Origin of the sequence: Pelomonas margarita, assembly GCF_043555875.1 — a bacterium.
GTDB classification, from domain to species: Bacteria; Pseudomonadota; Gammaproteobacteria; order Burkholderiales; family Burkholderiaceae_C; genus Pelomonas; species Pelomonas margarita.
In genome coordinates this window covers 90646-107841 of the sequence record NZ_JBIGHW010000007.1, presented here as the reverse complement: position 1 = coordinate 107841, position 17196 = coordinate 90646, and the positions used below count along the sequence as shown (strand labels likewise).

15 protein-coding genes and 1 pseudogene are annotated in these 17196 nt (G+C 69.7%); 8 read left to right on the top strand and 8 right to left on the bottom strand.

The window, feature by feature from the left end; all coding sequences use genetic code 11:
* The first annotated feature begins 14 nt into the window (after window positions 1–14).
* Together hslV and hslU are read left to right on the top strand one after the other, a co-directional pair.
* Window positions 15–581 carry an ATP-dependent protease subunit HslV gene (hslV, locus tag ACG0Z3_RS14075; protein WP_394398425.1) on the top strand — a complete coding sequence of 189 codons (567 nt, stop codon included), beginning with the start codon at window positions 15–17 and terminating at the stop codon, window positions 579–581.
* A complete protein-coding gene (gene hslU / locus ACG0Z3_RS14070; protein WP_394398423.1) occupies window positions 578–1891 on the top strand; it encodes an ATP-dependent protease ATPase subunit HslU in 1314 nt (437 codons plus the stop codon). The genes hslV and hslU overlap by 4 nt, the downstream gene beginning before the upstream one ends.
* A gap of 25 nt (window positions 1892–1916) precedes the next feature.
* Here hslU and ACG0Z3_RS14065 read toward each other — a convergent pair whose 3' ends face one another.
* Window positions 1917–2546 carry a helix-turn-helix transcriptional regulator gene (locus ACG0Z3_RS14065; RefSeq protein WP_394398421.1) on the bottom strand — a complete coding sequence of 210 codons (630 nt, stop codon included), beginning with the start codon at window positions 2544–2546 and terminating at the stop codon, window positions 1917–1919.
* A gap of 193 nt (window positions 2547–2739) precedes the next feature.
* Here ACG0Z3_RS14065 and ACG0Z3_RS14060 point away from each other — a divergent pair, with 193 nt between their 5' ends.
* A complete protein-coding gene (locus tag ACG0Z3_RS14060; protein ID WP_394398419.1) occupies window positions 2740–3474 on the top strand; it encodes a response regulator in 735 nt (244 codons plus the stop codon).
* Here the strand turns inward: ACG0Z3_RS14060 and ACG0Z3_RS14055 are convergent.
* The gene (locus ACG0Z3_RS14055; protein ID WP_394398417.1) at window positions 3432–5729 is read right to left on the bottom strand and encodes a hybrid sensor histidine kinase/response regulator; all 2298 of its coding nucleotides are present in this window, start codon (window positions 5727–5729) and stop codon (window positions 3432–3434) included. The genes ACG0Z3_RS14060 and ACG0Z3_RS14055 overlap by 43 nt on opposite strands.
* Complete coding sequence (locus ACG0Z3_RS14050) at window positions 5726–6727, bottom strand: ABC transporter substrate binding protein (protein ID WP_394398415.1); 1002 nt, start codon at window positions 6725–6727, stop codon at window positions 5726–5728. Before ACG0Z3_RS14050 ends, ACG0Z3_RS14055 begins: the two co-directional genes overlap by 4 nt.
* A 78-nt stretch (window positions 6728–6805) precedes the next feature.
* Between ACG0Z3_RS14050 and ACG0Z3_RS14045 the strand changes: the two genes are divergently transcribed.
* Window positions 6806–7237 (top strand): hypothetical protein, encoded by a 432-nt coding sequence (locus ACG0Z3_RS14045; RefSeq protein WP_394398413.1) that lies wholly within the window; start codon window positions 6806–6808, stop codon window positions 7235–7237.
* 14 nt (window positions 7238–7251) lie between these two features.
* Window positions 7252–7968, top strand: a complete 717-nt coding sequence (locus ACG0Z3_RS14040; protein ID WP_394398411.1) for a phosphatase PAP2 family protein — start codon at window positions 7252–7254, stop codon at window positions 7966–7968.
* Window positions 7969–8043: 75 nt separating this feature from the next.
* Here ACG0Z3_RS14040 and ACG0Z3_RS14035 read toward each other — a convergent pair whose 3' ends face one another.
* Window positions 8044–8808, bottom strand: coding sequence for a type III pantothenate kinase (locus tag ACG0Z3_RS14035; protein WP_394398409.1), 765 nt, complete (start codon window positions 8806–8808; stop codon window positions 8044–8046).
* A 118-nt stretch (window positions 8809–8926) separates the two neighbouring features.
* Here ACG0Z3_RS14035 and ACG0Z3_RS14030 point away from each other — a divergent pair, with 118 nt between their 5' ends.
* From ACG0Z3_RS14030 to ACG0Z3_RS14020, 3 genes are read left to right on the top strand one after another with little or no spacing between them, the layout of a single operon-like run.
* On the top strand, window positions 8927–10477 hold the full coding sequence (locus ACG0Z3_RS14030; RefSeq protein WP_394398407.1) for a methyl-accepting chemotaxis protein: 1551 nt from the start codon (window positions 8927–8929) through the stop codon (window positions 10475–10477).
* Between the two features lie 21 nt (window positions 10478–10498).
* Window positions 10499–11116 (top strand): YdeI/OmpD-associated family protein, encoded by a 618-nt coding sequence (locus tag ACG0Z3_RS14025; protein WP_394398405.1) that lies wholly within the window; start codon window positions 10499–10501, stop codon window positions 11114–11116.
* A 26-nt stretch (window positions 11117–11142) separates the two neighbouring features.
* Window positions 11143–11484: a YciI family protein gene (locus ACG0Z3_RS14020; RefSeq protein WP_394398403.1), complete on the top strand. Its 342-nt coding sequence runs from the start codon at window positions 11143–11145 to the stop codon at window positions 11482–11484.
* A gap of 10 nt (window positions 11485–11494) precedes the next feature.
* Here the strand turns inward: ACG0Z3_RS14020 and cobA are convergent, their stop codons facing one another.
* The 4 genes and pseudogenes from cobA to ACG0Z3_RS14000 all read right to left on the bottom strand — a co-directional run.
* Window positions 11495–12328: a uroporphyrinogen-III C-methyltransferase gene (gene cobA / locus ACG0Z3_RS14015; protein WP_394398401.1), complete on the bottom strand. Its 834-nt coding sequence runs from the start codon at window positions 12326–12328 to the stop codon at window positions 11495–11497.
* On the bottom strand, window positions 12325–15072 hold the full coding sequence (locus ACG0Z3_RS14010; RefSeq protein ID WP_394398399.1) for a nitrate reductase: 2748 nt from the start codon (window positions 15070–15072) through the stop codon (window positions 12325–12327). Before ACG0Z3_RS14010 ends, cobA begins: the two co-directional genes overlap by 4 nt.
* Window positions 15073–15092: 20 nt before the next feature.
* Window positions 15093–15872, bottom strand: coding sequence for a type IV pili methyl-accepting chemotaxis transducer N-terminal domain-containing protein (locus ACG0Z3_RS14005; protein ID WP_394398397.1), 780 nt, complete (start codon window positions 15870–15872; stop codon window positions 15093–15095).
* 46 nt (window positions 15873–15918) lie between these two features.
* Window positions 15919–17133 (bottom strand): annotated as a pseudogene (locus ACG0Z3_RS14000) (NAD(P)/FAD-dependent oxidoreductase); the annotation flags it as partial.
* Between the last annotated feature and the right edge of the window lie 63 nt (window positions 17134–17196).

Genomic DNA, 17196 nt, shown 5'->3' with positions numbered 1-17196 from the left:
TATCTGGAGTCCCTATGTCTTCCGATTCCTCCTCCGCCGTCTACCACGGCACCACCATCGTCTCGGTGCGCCGCCAGACGCCCACGGGCTGGCAGGTCGCCATTGGCGGCGACGGTCAGGTGACGCTGGGTCACACCATCGTCAAGGCCAGCGCGCGCAAGGTGCGCAAGCTCTACCGCGACCAGGTGCTGGCCGGCTTTGCCGGCGCCACCGCCGATGCCTTTACGCTGTTCGAGCGCTTTGAGGCCAAGCTGGAGAAACACCAGGGCCACCTCGTGCGCGCCGCCGTCGAGCTGACGCGCGACTGGCGCACCGACCGTGTGCTGCGCCGCCTGGAGGCCATGCTGGCCGTGGCCGACAAGAGCGCGTCCCTCATCATCACCGGCAACGGCGACGTGCTGGAGCCCGAGCAAGGCATCGTGGCCATCGGCTCGGGCGGCGCCTATGCGCAGGCGGCTGCCAAGGCGTTGCTCAACCACAGCGAGCTGACTGCGGCCGACATCGTCAAGAAGTCGCTGGAGATCGCTGGCGAGATCTGCATTTACACCAACCAGAACCACACACTGGAGGTGCTGGAATGAGCTCGATGACGCCTCAGGAGATCGTCTCCGAACTGGACCGCCACATCGTCGGCCAGAACGCTGCCAAGCGCGCCGTCGCCATCGCGATGCGCAACCGCTGGCGCCGCCAGCAGGTGGACGACAAGCTGCGGGGCGAGATCACGCCCAAGAACATCCTGATGATCGGCCCCACCGGTGTCGGCAAGACCGAGATCGCACGCCGCCTGGCGCGGCTGGCCGGCGCGCCCTTCATCAAGGTCGAGGCCACCAAGTTCACCGAGGTGGGCTACGTCGGCAAGGACGTCGACTCCATCATCCGTGACCTCGTCGAGGTGGCCGTCAAGCAGGAGCGCGAGGTGGCCGTGCGCCGCTGCCAGACGCGCGCCGAGGATGGCGCCGAGGAGCGCATCCTGGACGTGCTGCTGCCCGGCTCGGACGCCGACAACGCCACGCGCCAGGCCTTCCGCAAGAAGCTGCGCGAGGGCCAGCTGGATGACAAGGACATCGAGCTGGACCTGGCCGCGCCGCGGCCCAGCCTGGAGGTGATGACGCCCTTCGGCAACCAGCCCGGCATGGAGGACATGGCCGAGCAATTGAAGGGCATGTTCAGCCAGCTGGGCGCTGGCCAGAAGAAGACGCGCAAGCTCAAGATCGCCGAGGCGATGAAGCTGCTGGTGGACGAGGAAGCCGCCAAGCTCGTCAACGAGGAAGAGATCCGCACCACGGCACTGGCCACTGCGCAGGAGATGGGCATCGTCTTCATCGACGAGATCGACAAGGTGGCCTCCCGCCAGGAGCATGGCGGCGCCGAGGTGTCCCGTCAGGGCGTGCAGCGCGACCTGCTGCCGCTGGTGGAGGGCACGACGGTGTCCACCAAGTACGGCCTCGTGAAGACGGACCACATCCTGTTCATCGCCAGCGGCGCCTTTCACCTCAGCAAGCCCAGCGACCTCATCCCCGAGCTGCAGGGGCGCCTGCCCATCCGTGTCGAGCTGGACTCGCTGTCGGTGGCCGACTTCGAGGCCATCCTGACCAGCACGCACGCCAGCCTCGTCAAGCAGTACCAGGCGTTGCTGGCGACGGAAGGCGTCACGCTGGACCTGCAGCCCGACGCCATCCGGCGCCTGGCGCAGATCGCCTACGAGGTCAACGAGCGCACCGAGAACATCGGCGCGCGCCGCCTGGCCACGGTGATGGAGCGGCTGCTGGACGAGATCAGCTTCGACGCGCCCAACCGTGCGGGCCAGACGCTGGTGCTGGACGCGGCGGCGGTGGAGGCCAAGCTGGGGGCGTTGGCGGCGAACGAGGACCTGAGCCGGTTCATCCTCTAGGCAGTGTTCCTGCCTTTTCCCGAGCTCAGTGCGGCAGCGCCTGGGCGCTGCCCGTCCAGCGCAGCAATTGCATCAGGTTGGGCGCCTGCGTCTTGCCCAGCAGGCTGCGCACATGGCTGCGCACGGTGCTGACGCACAGGCCCAGGTGGCGCGACGTCGCGTCCACCGGCTCGCCGTCGGCCAGCAGCAGCAGCACGTGGCGCTCGGCCTGGCTGAGGCGGCACTGGCGGGTCAGCGCGTCGATGCGGGCGGCCTGGGTCAGCGCGGGCTGGTCCAGGTGCATGGCCAGCAGCACGCTCTGCAGCGGCCAGTCGCAGGCCTGCGCGATGGTCGGCGCCAGCGGCGCCGCATGCAGCCAGCCAGTGGACAGGCCAGGCGTGAACCACAGGCCGGTGCGCGAGGATGTGCCCTGCGCGGCCTGGGTGAGCACCTCGCCCAGCTGCGCGGCGCCGAGCTGGCCCAGGCTCATCAGGTGGTCGGCTCGAACCTGTCCCAGTTGTTCGGCCAGCAGACGTTCGGCGCTGGCGTTGGCGAACAGCAGGCGGCGGTCGGGGCACATCACCAGCATAGGCTGGGGCAGGGCGCCCAGCACTTGGTGCGGCGATGCGGTTGGGACGACTATGCGTTCTGACTTGGACGTGGCGGTGATCAACATGGAAACCCCCTGAGCCTCAGCGGCGCGAAGGCGCCGGCTTCTGTCCACAAGTTTGGTGAGCGTCCGTCGCCTCTGCCATTGACCAGAAGTACGCCGTTGCGCCGCCTGGCGGCCTGGGCCATCTGGCCGACCCAAAGGGCCGAGCCGCACGCCGAAGGCGTCGATACCATGACCGTCAGCGGGGAGACTGCCCATGAAAATTCTGTTGATCGATGACCACCCCTTGTTCCGAGAGGGCGTGGCCTTGCTGTTGAAGCCGCTGGTGGAAGGGCTGGAGACCTGGGAGGCGGGCAGTTGCGAGGCCGCCTTCGAGCTGCTGGCGCAGCGCGGCAGCGCCGACCTCGTGCTGATCGACCTCGGCCTGCCGGGGCTGTCGGGCCTGGAGGGCCTGCAGCGGCTGCGTCAGGACCACCCGGAGGTGCCGGTGGTGGTGATGTCGTCGTCCGACGACAAGGACACGGTGATGGCCGTGCTGGACGCGGGCGCGATGGGTTTCATTCCCAAGAGCTCGACGTCGCAGGTCATGCTGGGGGCGTTGCGGCTCATCCTGGCCAACGGCATCTACCTGCCGCCGTCGGTCTTCCTGGCCGCGCGGGCGGCGCCGGCCGTCGCCCCGACTCCCGCACAGGCGACCGCTGTTGCCGTAACGCCCATCACCGGCCGCCGGCCTGCCGACCTCGGCCTGACGCCGCGCCAGGCTGACGTGCTGCACTTGCTGCTGCAGGGCAAGCCGGCCAAGCTCATCGGGCGGCAGCTCAACCTGTCGCTGAGCACCGTGAAGGCGCACACCTCTGCCGTGCTGCGGGCGCTGAACGTGACGACACGCACGCAGGCCGTGCTGGCGGCTGGCCGCATGGGTCTGCGTTTCGATGAGGCCGGGGCTTGTCAGGACGCCAGCGATGCGTGCATGGCCTCCAGCAACCGTTGAAGCCCGATGGGCTTGTGCAGCAGGCGCGCGCCGGCCGCGCTGGCCCGGGGTTGCAGGCTGGCGTCGGTGTTGGCCGTGACCATCAGTGCCGGGATGTCGTCGTCGTAGTGCTGGCGCAGCCGCGAGATGACCTCGAAGCCGTCGCGCCCACTGCCCAGCTGATAGTCCGTGACGATGAGGTCGGGCACGCGCAGATGCTGCTGCAGCTCGGCCAGCACCTCGTCGCAGCCCGCGGCAGCCACCACGTGACAACGGCAGGCCTGCAGCGCGTCCACCAGCGCCTGGGCGTTCATGCGCTCGTCGTCGACGATCACGATGAAGCGCCCTTCCAGCGCCTGCTGGCTGGCCGTGAGGCACGGTGACAGGCGCGACAGCGGCGTCGCCGAGCCGCTGAGCGGCATGACCAGCCGGAACACCGAGCCCTGCCCGACGCGGCTGGACACGATGAGGCTGTAGCCCAGCAGGTGGGCGCAGCGCTGCACGATGGACAGGCCCAGGCCCAGGCCCAGCCCTTTCTCCGCGCTCGTGCCGGGCGCCTCGATGCGGAAGAACTCCTCGAAGATCGCTTCGCGGTAGCGCGGCTCGATACCGGGCCCACTGTCCCAGACCTGCAGCTCGACGTGGCTGCTGCGTTGCCGGCAGCCCACCAGCACACCGCCCCGATGCGTGTAGCGGATCGCGTTGGCGACCAGGTTGCCGGCGATGCGCTCCAGCAGCGCCGCGTCGCCGCGCACGATGAGGTTGCAGGCGCGCACGCGCAGCCTCAGCCCCTTCTCGGCCGCCTGCGGCGCCCAGGTCTGCTCCAGCCGGTGCAGCAGCCAGCCGAGGTCCACGTCCTCTGTATGCGCCTGCATCGCGCCGGCGTCCAGCTTGGAGATGTCCAGCAGGTTGCCGAACAGGCTTTCCATCGTCGCGACGGAGGACTGGATCTTGTCGGCCAGCGCCACGTGCTCGGGGCTGGTCAGCCGGCTCTGCAACACACCGAGCAGCAGGCTGATCGAGTGCATGGGCTGTCGCAGGTCATGGCTGGCGGCGGCGAGGAAGCGGGTCTTGGCGGCGTTGGCGCGCTCGGCTTCGTCCTTGAGCTCGGACAGCTCGTCGGCGCGCGCGGCGAGGACGTCGCGGGCTTCGGACAACTGCGCGGTGCGCTCGGTGACTTTGGCTTCGAGGCTGGCATAGAGGTCGCGCAGGCGGGAGGCCATCTGGTTGAAGTCTTGGGCGAGGTCGTCGATTTCGTCGTGGGTGGCCACAACTGTTTCCACCGAGGCGTCGAGATCTCCGGCTGTGATGCGCGCCGCAGCGCGCTGCAGCGCGAGGATCGGAGCAGCCATGCGGTTCGCGAACGTGACACCGACTCCCAGGGCTGCGGCACCACCCACAGCCATCAGCAGCAGCGTGCGCGAAAGCGTCGCCCATGCTGGCTTGAGCGCTTCGCTGCGACGCTGCTCCATGAAGACCAGCCATTCCGTGCCCGGAACGCGCGTACCGGTGGTGATCACGGGCTGCCCGTCGAGACTGTGGGTGGACAGACCCCGTATGGCTGATGCTGCATGCTTCACGCGGACAAGTGCATCGGTTTCGGAGAGGTCTCGGCGACTCAAGACATGGGTGGCCTGTGGGTGGGCGATCAACATGCCTGCGGCATCCACGATGTAGGCGAGCCCGCCTTCACCCGTGTTCATCCGGGACACCACCTCACCCAACAGGCGAAGGTCGATGGTGGCGATAACCGCACCCTGGCCGTCGAAGGCTGCAACGCGCATCGTCGGCAAGTGCCCTTCACGAAAGAAGGTGCGACCCCGCAGCAAGTCCTTGTTGAGTGCGGCCCTGGCCAGCTCAGGCTCATCGATGGACGCGCCAGAGTCGTAGCGAGAGGGTGAGTGCTTGGAGACGGCCAGGTGCTCGCGTCCCTGCCCGTCCACGGCCTGCAGTTCGATGACGGCGGGCGCAACCTGCATCAGGCGATGAAATTCCTCGCGGCGCTCGTTCGGCCCGTAGCCCGGCCGGCCCCAGGGGAGTTTGGCAACATCGCGCAGACCGTTGTCGATGACGGCGAGGTACGCGGCAATTTCCCTTGCAGCGCCCTCCGCCTGCGCCTCTTGCAAGGTCTCGATGTGAGCCAGCGATTCTTGGTAGCCGAAAAAGGCTTCGAGCGCACCAGAGAGTGTCAGCAAAACCAGCGTTGTTCCCGAGAGCCAGAGCGCATAGCGCCGCGACAGCGAGCGGCGGCGTACGGAGTTGTGCGATTCGTTCATCGGATCACGATGTCAGCGCGGCGCATGACCGACATGCTGGGCGGCTGTAGCCCGGTTTCGGCACCCGTTCGCACGGCCAGCAGGAAACGCTGCGGCCGTTGCACGGGGATGGCGCTGGCCGCTTCACCGCCGAGCACTCGAGCCGTCAGCTCTGCAAGCGTCGGCCAGATGAACGTGGTGTCAACTCCATAGGACAGTGGTGCGCCGCTGCGGACCTCGCCGACGCTGCTGACGATCAGCGGCTTGTGCCACATGCGCAGGCGGTTCACGATCATGGGCAACGCGAGGACTGCGACGTAGCTCCTGGGGACGACCCATGCATCGAAGTCCCGGGAGGCCGGCAAGTCCAGCAGGGTTTGGGCCTCATCCTTGCTGTCCGCAAGCAACACCTGCGCTTCCAAGCCCAGCGCCGCAGCGGCCTTCTCCGCGGGAGCCAGTGAATTCACCGAATGGTTCCAGGATCGATCAATCAGCACAGCAACGCGTCGTACCTTGGGATAGGCATCGCGCAGCACCTCCAAGCGCTTGCCATCAAGTTGCTCGGTCACCCAGATCCCGGTCGCGGATTCGTGGCGGCGCTCCATTCCGCTGACGATGCCCGCTTCCACGGGGTTGATGTAGGTCGAGAACACAAGCGGGGTGCCCGGTGCATGGCGAGTTGCCAGCTTCGCCACATTGCCATTCGGTGCGAGCAGGGCTGCAGGGCGTGTGCGGGCAATCGCGGCGATGCGCTGTGGTTGCTGCTCTTCCGGCACGTCGCTGATATTGGCGAAATCGACACGCACCCGCGCCCATGTATTGGGCTGTGTGCGTTGCAGCGCGTTGACATAGCTTGTGAAGGCGCGATCCTCTGCGGCAGTGCCTCGCCCCAGGAATACAACGCGCAACCAGTCGGGTCGGGGGGCATCGCTGTTCAACAGCCCTGTGGCACACAACGCGACGAGGACACATCGGCCACATGGCCGATGCTTTGGTTTGTTCCACAAGAACAGTGTCATTCGATACGCTCGGTCCGCCCTGCGCATCCGCGCAGCTTGCTGCAATGCCTATGTCAACGAGTTTAAGGAGGCTCAGACATGACAACACCGATTGAGCGTTTTTGTTGGGTCAAGACGGTGCGGCTTGACCACACCGACACCACGGGTGCTTTGCGCGCTGAACGTCTTGCAGAGGTGCTTCGACTGCCCGGAATCAAGGCGCCGCCACCGCCAGATGGAAAGTTCCCGACGCCTCATGAATGCGCCGGAATCCCCAAGGGCGGCAACACCAATCCTCCCAGTCGCCTGCATTTCCGGCCCATGCCGGAAGCCAACAGCAAAGGCGATACCCGCCACTGGTGCGCGGTGTCCTATGCGCCTGGCGCTGACATCACAGCCGAGGAGCCGGTGTTGGCTCTGGCTTTCCAGCCTGTGGCTGGTGATCGATGCGCGGCAGTTACGTGGCGATTGGAGAACCCGGAGTGGTTCAGCGACGCCTTCGCCGTCAGTCTGCTGAGCCAAGAAGCCTGAACCGGGAGATATTGATGCCGCAAACCTACACCCCTTTCCCTCCCTCTGCTTGGAAGGCCGACGTCTTCGCGTTGGTGGAGCAGGAAACCTACGCCATCACGCAGACCTGGGCACGGCTGGTGACGCTTGCGCCCCCGCCGCCTGATTCTGCTGGCGACTGTGACCGCGTCGTTGAGGCCATGGCACTCTGTGACGAGCAACGGTTGCAGCTCATCAAGAGCCAGAGCGGCGATTGGACGAATGTCGTCGCGCCTTTGGTTCAATTGCTCCCCGGTGCCAACGAGCCCGGGGTGAAGTGGGCGAAGGACTGGACCAATCTTTCGCTGATGCTCCATGTGGCCCTGAGCGACCTGCAATGCGGGCTTTACATGTTCAAGGCGTACTTCATGCGAGGTCGCCCCTATCAGGAGCGAAGCAGCATTGTTCCAGTCCTCGATTTGCCACCCCACCCGGCCTACCCAGGTGGCCACGCGGCTCAGGCCCGCACGGCCGCTCTATTGCTGGGGGCGCTGTTTACCGGTGATCGCGATAACGCCCAACTGAGGGATGACTTGATCAAGGCGGCGGATGAGGTCGCGCTCAATCGCGTCATCGCCGGCATCCACTATCCAACGGATTCCGACGCCGGGCGTGAACTGGCCGACCAGTTTGTGCCGCTTCTGATGGCCAACCCCTTGTTCCGAGAGCTGATGGATGCAGCGATCCAGGATCTGGAGAAGGCGTTGCGATGATGGATGAGCTGACGGGGCGGCCGGTAAATTCGCTTCACGCGGCCATTCGTGCTGGGTGAGAGGTGATGGAGGAGTTCACCCCCGCGCCGCATGAATCGCCAGCAGCCCGTCGAAGATCAGCCCCTCCACCAGCTCATGCGGCACGTCCAGTGCCGGGGCCACTTTCCAACCGGCGCCGCCGGTCATCAGCAGCAGCGGGTCGCGGCCCTCGCGCTGGCGCAGCAGCCGGTACATGCGCTCGATGGCACCGGTGATCGCGAAGGTGCCGCCGGTCGTCAGGGCGTCGCTGGTGTTGGTGGGGAAGTCGCGCACCTCGCCGGTGGGCACGCGCAGGCCGGCGGTGCCGCCCTCCAGCGCGCGCAGCATGATGCCGTGGCCCGGCAGGATGAGGCCGCCGAGGAACTGCCCGTCGCTGGACATCGCGTCCACCGTCACGGCCGTGCCCACCATCACGGTCAGCACTGGCCCGTAGAAACTGCGTCGCCGGGCGTGGGCATAGGCTCCGATCACGGCCACCCAGCGGTCGGCCCCCAGGCGGGAGGGATGGTCGTAGCCGTTCCTGACGCCCGCGGTCTCGGCCGACGGCACCACCCAGCGTGTGCTGAGATCCCAATGCTCCATCTGCTCCTCGACGCGGCGGCGCACCGCGTCGCCCGCTACGTTGCTGCCCAGCACGCGCGTCGGCGGGGCCAGGCCTTGCCAGTCCTCGTCGGCCAGGCGGTCGATGTTCTCCAGGAACACCGCGCCCTGCTGCAGCGGCGGGCTGCCGGGCATGGCGTCGGTGGGGTAGACGGCCCATTTGAGCCGGGTGTTGCCGATGTCGATGGCCAGGAAGCTCATGGCGGGCCGGGGCGTGAACGATGCCGCGAGCCTACCAGCGCCTCTGTGGCTGTCCGTGCGGGTTTCTGCTTCAATCCGGCGCCAGCTCCGCCCAAAACGCCCCCCCCGAGGAGATTCCATGCTGCGACGACTGCGCATCCAAGCCCGCCTGTGGCTGGCCTTTGGCTTCATCCTCGCGCTGACGGCGCTGCTGGTGGCGGTCGGCGGCTTCGGATTGAACGTGTCGCAGAAGGCGCTGCAAGGCATCACGCAGAAGCTCATCCCGGCGTCCAACATCACGATGAGCGCGCGCAGCTACCTGCTGCAGAGCAAGGCCGCTACCTCCACGCTGGTCGCGTCCATCTTCAACAAGGACGGCCTGGCGCGGGCGCGCAAGGACTGGGACGCCGCCCAGGCGGGCCTGGACAAGGCCATGGACGATTTCGAGGCCATGTCGACCGAGCAGCAGGGCAAGGACAACCTGCGCAAGTTCCGCGGGCTGATGGCCGACTACCGCAAGGCGGTCACCCCGGCGGCCGACAAGCTGCTGGGCGATGCCTATCCAGATGCCCAGACCGCCCTCGACGACATGAAGGCGGCCGATGCCGCGTACGACCCGGCGCTGGCCATGCTGCAGGGCATCGAGGGCGACCTCAAGAAGCGCGGCGACCAGGTCTTCGAGCAGGTCCACAAGCTCGTGAACGGCGTGTTCTGGGGCTTCATCATCGCCTTCGCCGTGTGCGTGGTCATCGGCGCGCTGCTGGCGGTGCAGATCTCGCGCTCCATCATCGGCCCGCTCAACGCGGCCAGGCGCTTTGCCGAGCGCATGGCCGGTGGCGACCTGTCGCGTGCGCCCGAGGTGCGTGGCACGGACGAGTCCGCCGAGATGATGCAGGCGCTGGCGGCCATGCAGCAGTCGCTGTCGGAGATCGTTGGCCAGGTGCGCGAGTCGGCCGAGAGCATCCAGGTCGCATCCAGCGAGGTGGCCAGCGGCAACATGGACCTGTCGCAGCGCACCGAGCAGACCGCGTCCAATCTGCAGCAGGCCTCCAGCTCCATGAGTGAGCTTACCGGCACCGTCAGCCAGAGTGCCGACTCGGCCCAGACCGCCAAGCAGCTGGCCGGTGCCGCGGCCGAGACGGCCGGCCGGGGCGGCGAGGTGGTGTCGCGCGTGGTCAGCACCATGGACGAGATCAACAACGCCAGCCGCAAGATCGCCGACATCATCGGCACCATCGACGGCATTGCCTTCCAGACCAACATCCTGGCGCTGAATGCGGCGGTCGAGGCCGCCCGGGCGGGCGAGCAAGGGCGCGGCTTCGCGGTCGTGGCCGGAGAGGTGCGCTTGCTGGCGCAGCGCTCGGCCGAGGCTGCGCGCGAGATCAAGGCGCTCATCAACGCCAGCGTCGAGCGCGTGGAGGCCGGCACTCACCTTGTCAGCGACGCGGGCGCGACCATGACCGACATCGTCGGCTCCGTGCAGCGCGTGACCGACATCATTGGCGAGATCAGCGCCGCCGCCGCCGAGCAGAGCCAGGGCATCGCCCAGGTCAACGGCACGGTGGCCGAGCTGGACCAGATGACCCAGCAGAACGCCGCGCTGGTGGAGGAGTCCGCCGCCGCCGCACAGTCGCTGAAGGAGCAGGCGGTGCGGCTGGCGGGGCTGGTCAGTTCGTTCAAGCTGAGCTGACCCTTGCGGCACACTGGGGCGATGTCAGCCGTCGCCCCGACCATCAGCGCCAACGCCAGCGATGCGCCCGTCCTGTTCACGACCGCCGAGGCGTTCGAGGCCTGGTTGCGTGAGCACCACGCCCGCAGCGACGGCCTCTGGCTGAAGCTCGCCAAGCGTGGTGCCTGCGAGTCCAGCGTCAGTTACGCAGAGGCGGTGGAGTTGGCGCTGTGCTGGGGCTGGATAGACGGCCAGAAGCGGGCGCTGGACGCGCAGCACTTCCTGCAGCGCTTCACGCCCCGGCGTGCGCGCAGCGTCTGGTCCCGCATCAATGTCGACAAGGTGGCGGCGCTCACCGAGGCCGGCCGCATGCAGCCGCCGGGCCTGGCCCAGGTGGCGGCTGCGCAGGCCGACGGCCGCTGGGCGCGCGCCTACGACGGTGCCCGTGCGGCGACGGTGCCCGAGGACCTGCAGGCCGCGCTGGACGCCGAGCCGCAGGCCAGCGCCTTCTTCGCCACGGTCAATGCCGCCAACCGCTACGCCTTGCTGTGGCGCGTGCAGACGGCCGTGAAACCCGAGACGCGTGCCCGGCGCATCGCCCAGCTCGTGGCGATGCTGGCGCGCGGCGACACCCTCCACCCGGCCAAGCCCAAGGCCTGACACTGTTTCGCTGGACCAGGCTGCGCATGACCCACTACCTCATCTCTTTCCCGGCGTCGGCCATGCAGGTGGCCGCTGCAGACATGGCAGCCGTCGGCGCGGCGGCGCAGGCGGTCGTGCGCGAGGCCCGGGCAGCCGGCGTCTATGTGTTTGCGGGCGGCCTTCATGTCGGCGTTGCGCCGGTGAAGGTGGCCGCAGACGGCAGCACCCGGGCCGAGACCTACCGACAGACGCGCGAGCTGGACGGCGGCTTCTGCGTGCTGGCCCTGCCGTCGCGCGACGCCGCCGTGCAATGGGCTGCGCGGCTGGCGCAGGCCTGCCGTTGCGAGCAGGAACTGCGCGAGTTTGGGAACGACGCCGAGCGCTGAGTGCCGCGCGTCAGCCGGCCTGGCGGGGTGCCTGCCGGGCCGCCGCCACGGCCGCCTGGGCCGCGACGTCGCCGATGACCAGCAGCGCCGGGCTCTGCAGCCCCTCGCGCCGGATGCAGTCGGGCAGCCCGGCCAGCGTCGTGGCGGAGTGCTGCTGGCGTGCCGTGTGGGCCGCGCTGACGACGGCCGCAGGCAGGTCGGGGCGCAGGCCTGCGGTCAGCAGTTGCGCGGTGATGTGGGCCGCCCGCGCCACGCCCATGTAGATGACCAGCGTCAGCCCGGTGCGGGCCAGCGCGGCCCAGTCGGGCTCGGCATTGCCGTCGCCGGGGTGGCCGGTCACGAGGATGACGCCGGGCGAGGCGCGGCGGTCCGTCACCGGGATGCCCACGGCCGCCGGGCCGGCGATGCCGCTGGTCAGGCCCGACACCACCTCCACGTCCAGGCCGGCTTCGCGCAGCGCATCCGCCTCCTCGCCGCCGCGGCCGAAGACGAAGGGATCACCGCCCTTGAGCCGCACGACGCGGTGGCCGGCCGTCGCCTCGCGGATCATCAGCGCGTGGATGAAGTGCTGGTCGGTGCTGATGCAGCCGCCGCCGGGCCGCTCCCAAGGCGGCTGCGCGTCCCCTTGGGGGACGGCCAGCGGCTGCTGGCCAGGGGCTCTGGGCCAGCCGCCGCGCTTGCCGACGCGCAGCAGGCGGCCCTTCACCAAGGCCAGCACGCGCGGGTCGATCAGGTCGTCGGCCAGCACGACGTCCGCCGCCTCGATGCGCCGCAGTGCGCGCACCGTCAGCAACTCCGGATCGCCGGGGCCGGCGCCCACCAGGGACACGATGGGTGGCCTCATGCGGGCACCCCTTGCGGCGTGCTGGCCACCAGCCGGCGCAGCGCTGGCAGGCAGGAGCCGCATTGCGTGCCGCACTTCTTCTCGCCCTGCAGCTGGGCCAGGCGCTCGCCCGGGCTGCCGCTGCAGCGCGCCAGCGTGAAGCGGATGACGTCCTCGCGCACGTCGAAGCAGTTGCACACCTGCGGGCTGGCGGCCGTGCCGGCGTCGCTGGGCGGCGCGTCGGGCGACAGCAGCCAGCGGCCCGTGCTGGCGGCGGCGCGGCGCTCGCGCCACAGGTCCACCAGCCACGCGCCTTCGTCGCCCCGGCCCACGCGCAGCAGGGCCTGCAGCGGTGCGGCATCGGCGGCGCCCGGGGCCAGGCGCAGCAGCCGCAGCCGGCCGCGGCCGGCGTCGGCATAGCTGAGCACGCCGTGGCCCGCCAGGCCCAGCAGCGCGGTCAGCTCGGCGACGAGTTCGGCGGCGGGCGCCTCGGCGCTGGCCGCCTCGAAGGCCCAGCCCAGCTCGCCCGAGCGGCTGGGTTCGGGCAGGCAGTGCGCATAGCCGAAGCGCGGCATCAGCGCGCGCAGCGCCTCGCGCAGGGCGGCGGCCTGGTCGGGCGCCACCCAGGCGCAGGCGCTCAGCCGCCAGGGCAGTTCGGCCGGCGTGATGGCGACGGCGGCGAACTTCAGCTCGGGCTGGCGCGAATCGGGGCAGGCCGCGCCGTGCGTGACGGCATTGACGCCCCGCTGCGCACCGACGAACTCGTCGCCCCAGTGCATCGCGATGTCGGCCGTGGCCGGCGCGAGGTTGGCGTCGCGCTTCAGCGGCAGCACCAGCTCGCCGCGCACCGAGCGCACGCGCACCAGCGTGCCGTCGGCCAGCGTGCCGGCGTCGGCCGGGTGCAGCCGCACCAGCGGCCGGCCCTCGTGCGCAAACAGGCCCGGCACGGCGCCGCTGCGGCTCATGCCGTGCCACTGGTCGCGCAGGCGGCCGGTGGTCAGCGCGAACGGGCGCTCCGCATCGGTGGCCTCGGCCGTCGGCAGGTAGGGGCGGGCGATGAAGCGGGCGCGGCCGCTGTCGGTGGCGAAGCGGCCGTCGGTGTACAGGCGCGGCGTGCCTTGCGTGGCGCCCTGCGCATAGGGCCACTGCTGCGGGCCGTCGGCCTCCAGCACGGCCCAGGTGAGGCCGGTGATGTCCAGGTCGCGGCCGCGGGTGGCCTCGCGGTGCTCCAGCCACAGGGCCTCGGCGCTGTCGGCCGCCAGGCGCGGCGCGCGGCCCAGGCCGGCGTCGAGCAGGGCGGCGATGTCGCGCGCGATGCGCCAGTCGGCGCGCGCCTCGCCCGGCGCGGGCACGGCGGGGCGCACGCGGCTGATGCGGCGTTCGCTGTTGGTGACGGTGCCTTCCTTCTCGCCCCAGGTGGCGGCGGGCAGCAGGTAGTCGGCGTAGCGGGCCGTGGCCGTGTGCGCGAAGGACTCCTGCAGGATGACCAGCTCGCAGCGTTCCAGCGCCGCGCGCACCATGGCCTGGTCGGGCATGGACTGGGCGGGGTTGGTGCAGACTATCCACAGCGCCTTGATCTCGCCGCGCGCAGCCGCCTCGAACATCTCTACGGCGGTGTGGCCGCGCTGGCCGGGCAGGTCGGGGGCGTTCCACAGCGTGCTGATCTCCGCCCAGTCTGCAGCCTTGGCCGGATCGCGGTGGCCGGGCAGCAGCGTGGCCATGCCGCCGCTCTCGCGGCCGCCCATGGCGTTGGGTTGGCCGGTCAGCGAGAACGGGCCGGCGCCGGGCCGGCCGATCTGGCCGGTGGCCAGGTGCAGGTTGATCAGGGCCGTGTTCTTGGCCGTGCCGGCGCTGCTCTGGTTCAGGCCCATGCAGTACAGGCTCAGCGAGCGTGGCGAGGTGGCGAACCACTCGGCGGCCTGCCAGATGTCGGCCTCGGCCACGCCGCAGACCTCGGCCGCGCGGGCGGGTGACCAGTCGCGCACCAGGGCCTGCACGGCCTCAAAGCCCTCGGTGTGTGCGGCGATGAAGTCGGCCGCCGTCCAGCCCCGCTGGATGACGGCGTTCAGCAGGCCGTGGCACAGCGCGACGTCGGTGCCCGCGCGGAGCTGCAGGTGCAGGTCGGCCAGCTCGGCGGTCTCGGTGCGGCGCGGGTCGATGACGATGAGCTTGTGGCCGGGCCTCGCCGCGCGCGCGGCCTCCAGGCGGCGGAACAGGATGGGGTGAGCCCAGGCTGGGTTGGCGCCGCTGACGAGCAGGCAGTCGGCCAGCTCGATGTCCTCGTAGTTGCAGGGCGGCGCGTCGGCGCCCAGCGACTGCTTGTAGCCGACGACGGCCGAGCTCATGCACAGCCGCGAGTTGGAGTCGATGTGCGGCGTGCCGATGACGGCGCGCGCCAGCTTGTTGAACGCGGTGTAGTCCTCGGTCAGCAGCTGGCCGGAGATGTAGACGCCGATGGCCTCGGGGCCGTGCTGCGCGCGGATGGCCAGCAGCCGGTCGGCGATCTCGCGGTTGGCTTGGGCCCAGCTGATCGCTGCAGGCGCCGCGCCGCGGGCCGTACGCTTTAGCGGCACGTGCAGGCGCTGGTGCTGCAGCACGACGGGCGTGGCCGTCAGGTGCAGGTTGGTCCCCTTGGTGCACAGGCGGCCGAAGTTGGCGGGGTGGTCGGGGTCGCCGCGCACGCCGGTGATCTGCTGGCCGTCATGCTGGATGACGACGCCGCAGCCGACGCCGCAATAGGGACAGGTGGACTTTGTCTCGTGCATTTCTTCTTCTCGGTGATCGGTCAGCCCTGGCCCAGCTCGCGGGCGAACTGGCCGGTGACCGTTTCCATGACGGCCAGCAGGTTCTCGCTGGCCGAGAACACGTCGCCGGCGGCCTGGGCGGTGGGGCTCTGGCTGCCCAGCGCGCTTTTCAGGAACACCCACTGGCCTTGCGCCAGCGCGAGGTTGTCGCGGATGGCGGGCGTGGCCTCGGGCGCGCTGGCCAGCGTGCGCATGGCCTGCTCGAATTCGTTGCTGGACTTGAGGGTCTCGCGCTGCACGAGGTCGACGCGCGCCCCCTGCTGGCGCGCCAGAAAGTACAGCGCCAGCCGCTGCGACAGCATGCGCTGGCGGCCCGACAGGTTGACCAGCCGCGCCGTCGCGGCGCTGGAGCGCTCCTGCAGCTGCGTGGTGGCCACGTGGGCCAGGTTCAGCACCTCGCCGGAGCGCTTCAGCAGCTCGTTGACCTGCTCGCGGTCGGGCCGGCTCAGCAGCAGCGTGCGGTAGTCGCCGAAGCGGCTCAGCAGCGCCTTGTAGCTGCCGGCGATCTCGGGCGTGGGCGCAAAGGCCAGCAGCTCGCGCAGCTGCTGCTCGAAGCGGGCGGCGCTGTCGTCCAGCACCTGGCGCGCGCGCGGCGCCAGCTCGGGCTGCAGCTGGCCCAGCCAGGCCTTGCCCATGCGCTGGCTCAGCATGCGCTGGGCGCCGGCCTTGTCGATGGCGTCCCCCAGCTGGGCGATGCGGGCGTGGGCGGGGAGGGCGAGGCCGGTGCTCAGGCCGGCCAGCAGCAAGGTGCGTCGTTGCATGGGCAGGGGTCTCTCAGGCTGCGGCGAGGGCGGCGTTGGCGCAGTCCTCGCCGAACATCAGGCGGTCGCGGATGGCGCTGATGTCGCGGCGCTCGCGCAGCAGCCGGAAGTACCAGCTGCCGTCCGCGGTATCGCCGTACAGGCAGGCGCCGACGAGCTGGTCGTTCTGGATGACCAGCTTCTTGTAGACGCCGCGGGCCGGGTCGTTCAGCACGATCTCCTCGGTGCCGCTGCCGCCGCTGAAGTTGCCGGCCGAGAACAGGTCGATGCCGGTGACCTTGAGCTTGGTGGACACGTCGGAGCCCAGGTAGCGGCCGATGCCGCTCTGCGCCAGCTGCGTGGCCAGCACCTGGCCCTGTTCGAACAGCGGAGCCACCAGCCCGTAGGCCACGCCGCGGTGGGCCGCGCATTCGCCGACGGCGTAGATGCGCGGGTCGGTGACGGTCTGCAGCGTGTCTGTCACGACGATGCCGCGGTTGCACAGCAGGCCGGCGCTCTCGGCCAGTGTGGTGTTGGGGCGCACGCCGGCGGCCATGACGACGAGGTCGGCCGGCAGCTCGGCGACGCTGCCGTCGGCCTGCTGCAGTTGCACTGCACGCACGCGGCCGGCGTCGTCGCCCAGCAGCGCCTGGGTCTGCGCGCCGAGGCGGAAGTCCAGGCCGCGCGCCACCAGTGTCTGGCGCAGCAGGTCGGCGGCCTGCGTGTCCAGCTGGCGGTCCAGCAGCGTGCCGCCCAGGTGCACCACCGTCACCTGCATGCCGCGCTGCATCAGGCCGTTGGCGGCCTCCAGCCCCAGCAGGCCGCCGCCGATGACGACGGCGTGGCGGTAGCGCGTGGCGGCGTCGATCATGGCCTGCGTGTCGGCGATGTCGCGGTAGGCGATGACGCCGGCCAGCGCCTTGCCCGGCACCGGCAGGATGAAGGGGGTGGAGCCGGTCGCGATCAGCAGGCGGTCGTAGTCGGCCGTGGTGCCGTCCTCGGCCACCACGCAGCGCCGCTGGCGGTCGATGCGCGCCACCATCTTGCCCAGGTGCAGCGTGATGCCGTGCGCCGCGTACCAGGACAGCGGGTTCAGCACGATCTCGTCCAGCGTCTGCTCGCCGGCCAGCACGGGCGACAGCAGGATGCGGTTGTAGTTGGGGTGCGGCTCGGCGCCGAACACGGTGATGTCGTACAGATCGGGCGCGATCTTCAGCAGCTCCTCCAGCGTGCGCACGCCGGCCATGCCGTTCCCCACCATCACGAGCTTCAACTTCTTCATGCTCATCTACCCTGACATGCCTGGTCTGCCACTTGCTTTGCAAGCCATGTGCCAGCGATGAGG

Excerpts from the sequence above, each read along its gene's own strand:
- ACG0Z3_RS14065 (WP_394398421.1), bottom strand. The coding sequence starts at position 2,546 with ATGTTGATCACCGCCACGTCCAAGTCAGAACGCATAGTCGTCCCAACC.
- hslV (WP_394398425.1), top strand. The coding sequence starts at position 15 with ATGTCTTCCGATTCCTCCTCCGCCGTCTACCACGGCACCACCATCGTC.
- cobA (WP_394398401.1), bottom strand. The coding sequence starts at position 12,328 with ATGAGGCCACCCATCGTGTCCCTGGTGGGCGCCGGCCCCGGCGATCCG.
- ACG0Z3_RS14050 (WP_394398415.1), bottom strand. The coding sequence starts at position 6,727 with ATGACACTGTTCTTGTGGAACAAACCAAAGCATCGGCCATGTGGCCGA.
- ACG0Z3_RS14045 (WP_394398413.1), top strand. The coding sequence starts at position 6,806 with ATGACAACACCGATTGAGCGTTTTTGTTGGGTCAAGACGGTGCGGCTT.
- hslU (WP_394398423.1), top strand. The coding sequence starts at position 578 with ATGAGCTCGATGACGCCTCAGGAGATCGTCTCCGAACTGGACCGCCAC.
- ACG0Z3_RS14010 (WP_394398399.1), bottom strand. The coding sequence starts at position 15,072 with ATGCACGAGACAAAGTCCACCTGTCCCTATTGCGGCGTCGGCTGCGGC.
- ACG0Z3_RS14020 (WP_394398403.1), top strand. The coding sequence starts at position 11,143 with ATGACCCACTACCTCATCTCTTTCCCGGCGTCGGCCATGCAGGTGGCC.
- ACG0Z3_RS14040 (WP_394398411.1), top strand. The coding sequence starts at position 7,252 with ATGCCGCAAACCTACACCCCTTTCCCTCCCTCTGCTTGGAAGGCCGAC.
- ACG0Z3_RS14005 (WP_394398397.1), bottom strand. The coding sequence starts at position 15,872 with ATGCAACGACGCACCTTGCTGCTGGCCGGCCTGAGCACCGGCCTCGCC.
- ACG0Z3_RS14025 (WP_394398405.1), top strand. The coding sequence starts at position 10,499 with ATGTCAGCCGTCGCCCCGACCATCAGCGCCAACGCCAGCGATGCGCCC.
- ACG0Z3_RS14035 (WP_394398409.1), bottom strand. The coding sequence starts at position 8,808 with ATGAGCTTCCTGGCCATCGACATCGGCAACACCCGGCTCAAATGGGCC.
- ACG0Z3_RS14060 (WP_394398419.1), top strand. The coding sequence starts at position 2,740 with ATGAAAATTCTGTTGATCGATGACCACCCCTTGTTCCGAGAGGGCGTG.
- ACG0Z3_RS14030 (WP_394398407.1), top strand. The coding sequence starts at position 8,927 with ATGCTGCGACGACTGCGCATCCAAGCCCGCCTGTGGCTGGCCTTTGGC.
- ACG0Z3_RS14055 (WP_394398417.1), bottom strand. The coding sequence starts at position 5,729 with ATGAACGAATCGCACAACTCCGTACGCCGCCGCTCGCTGTCGCGGCGC.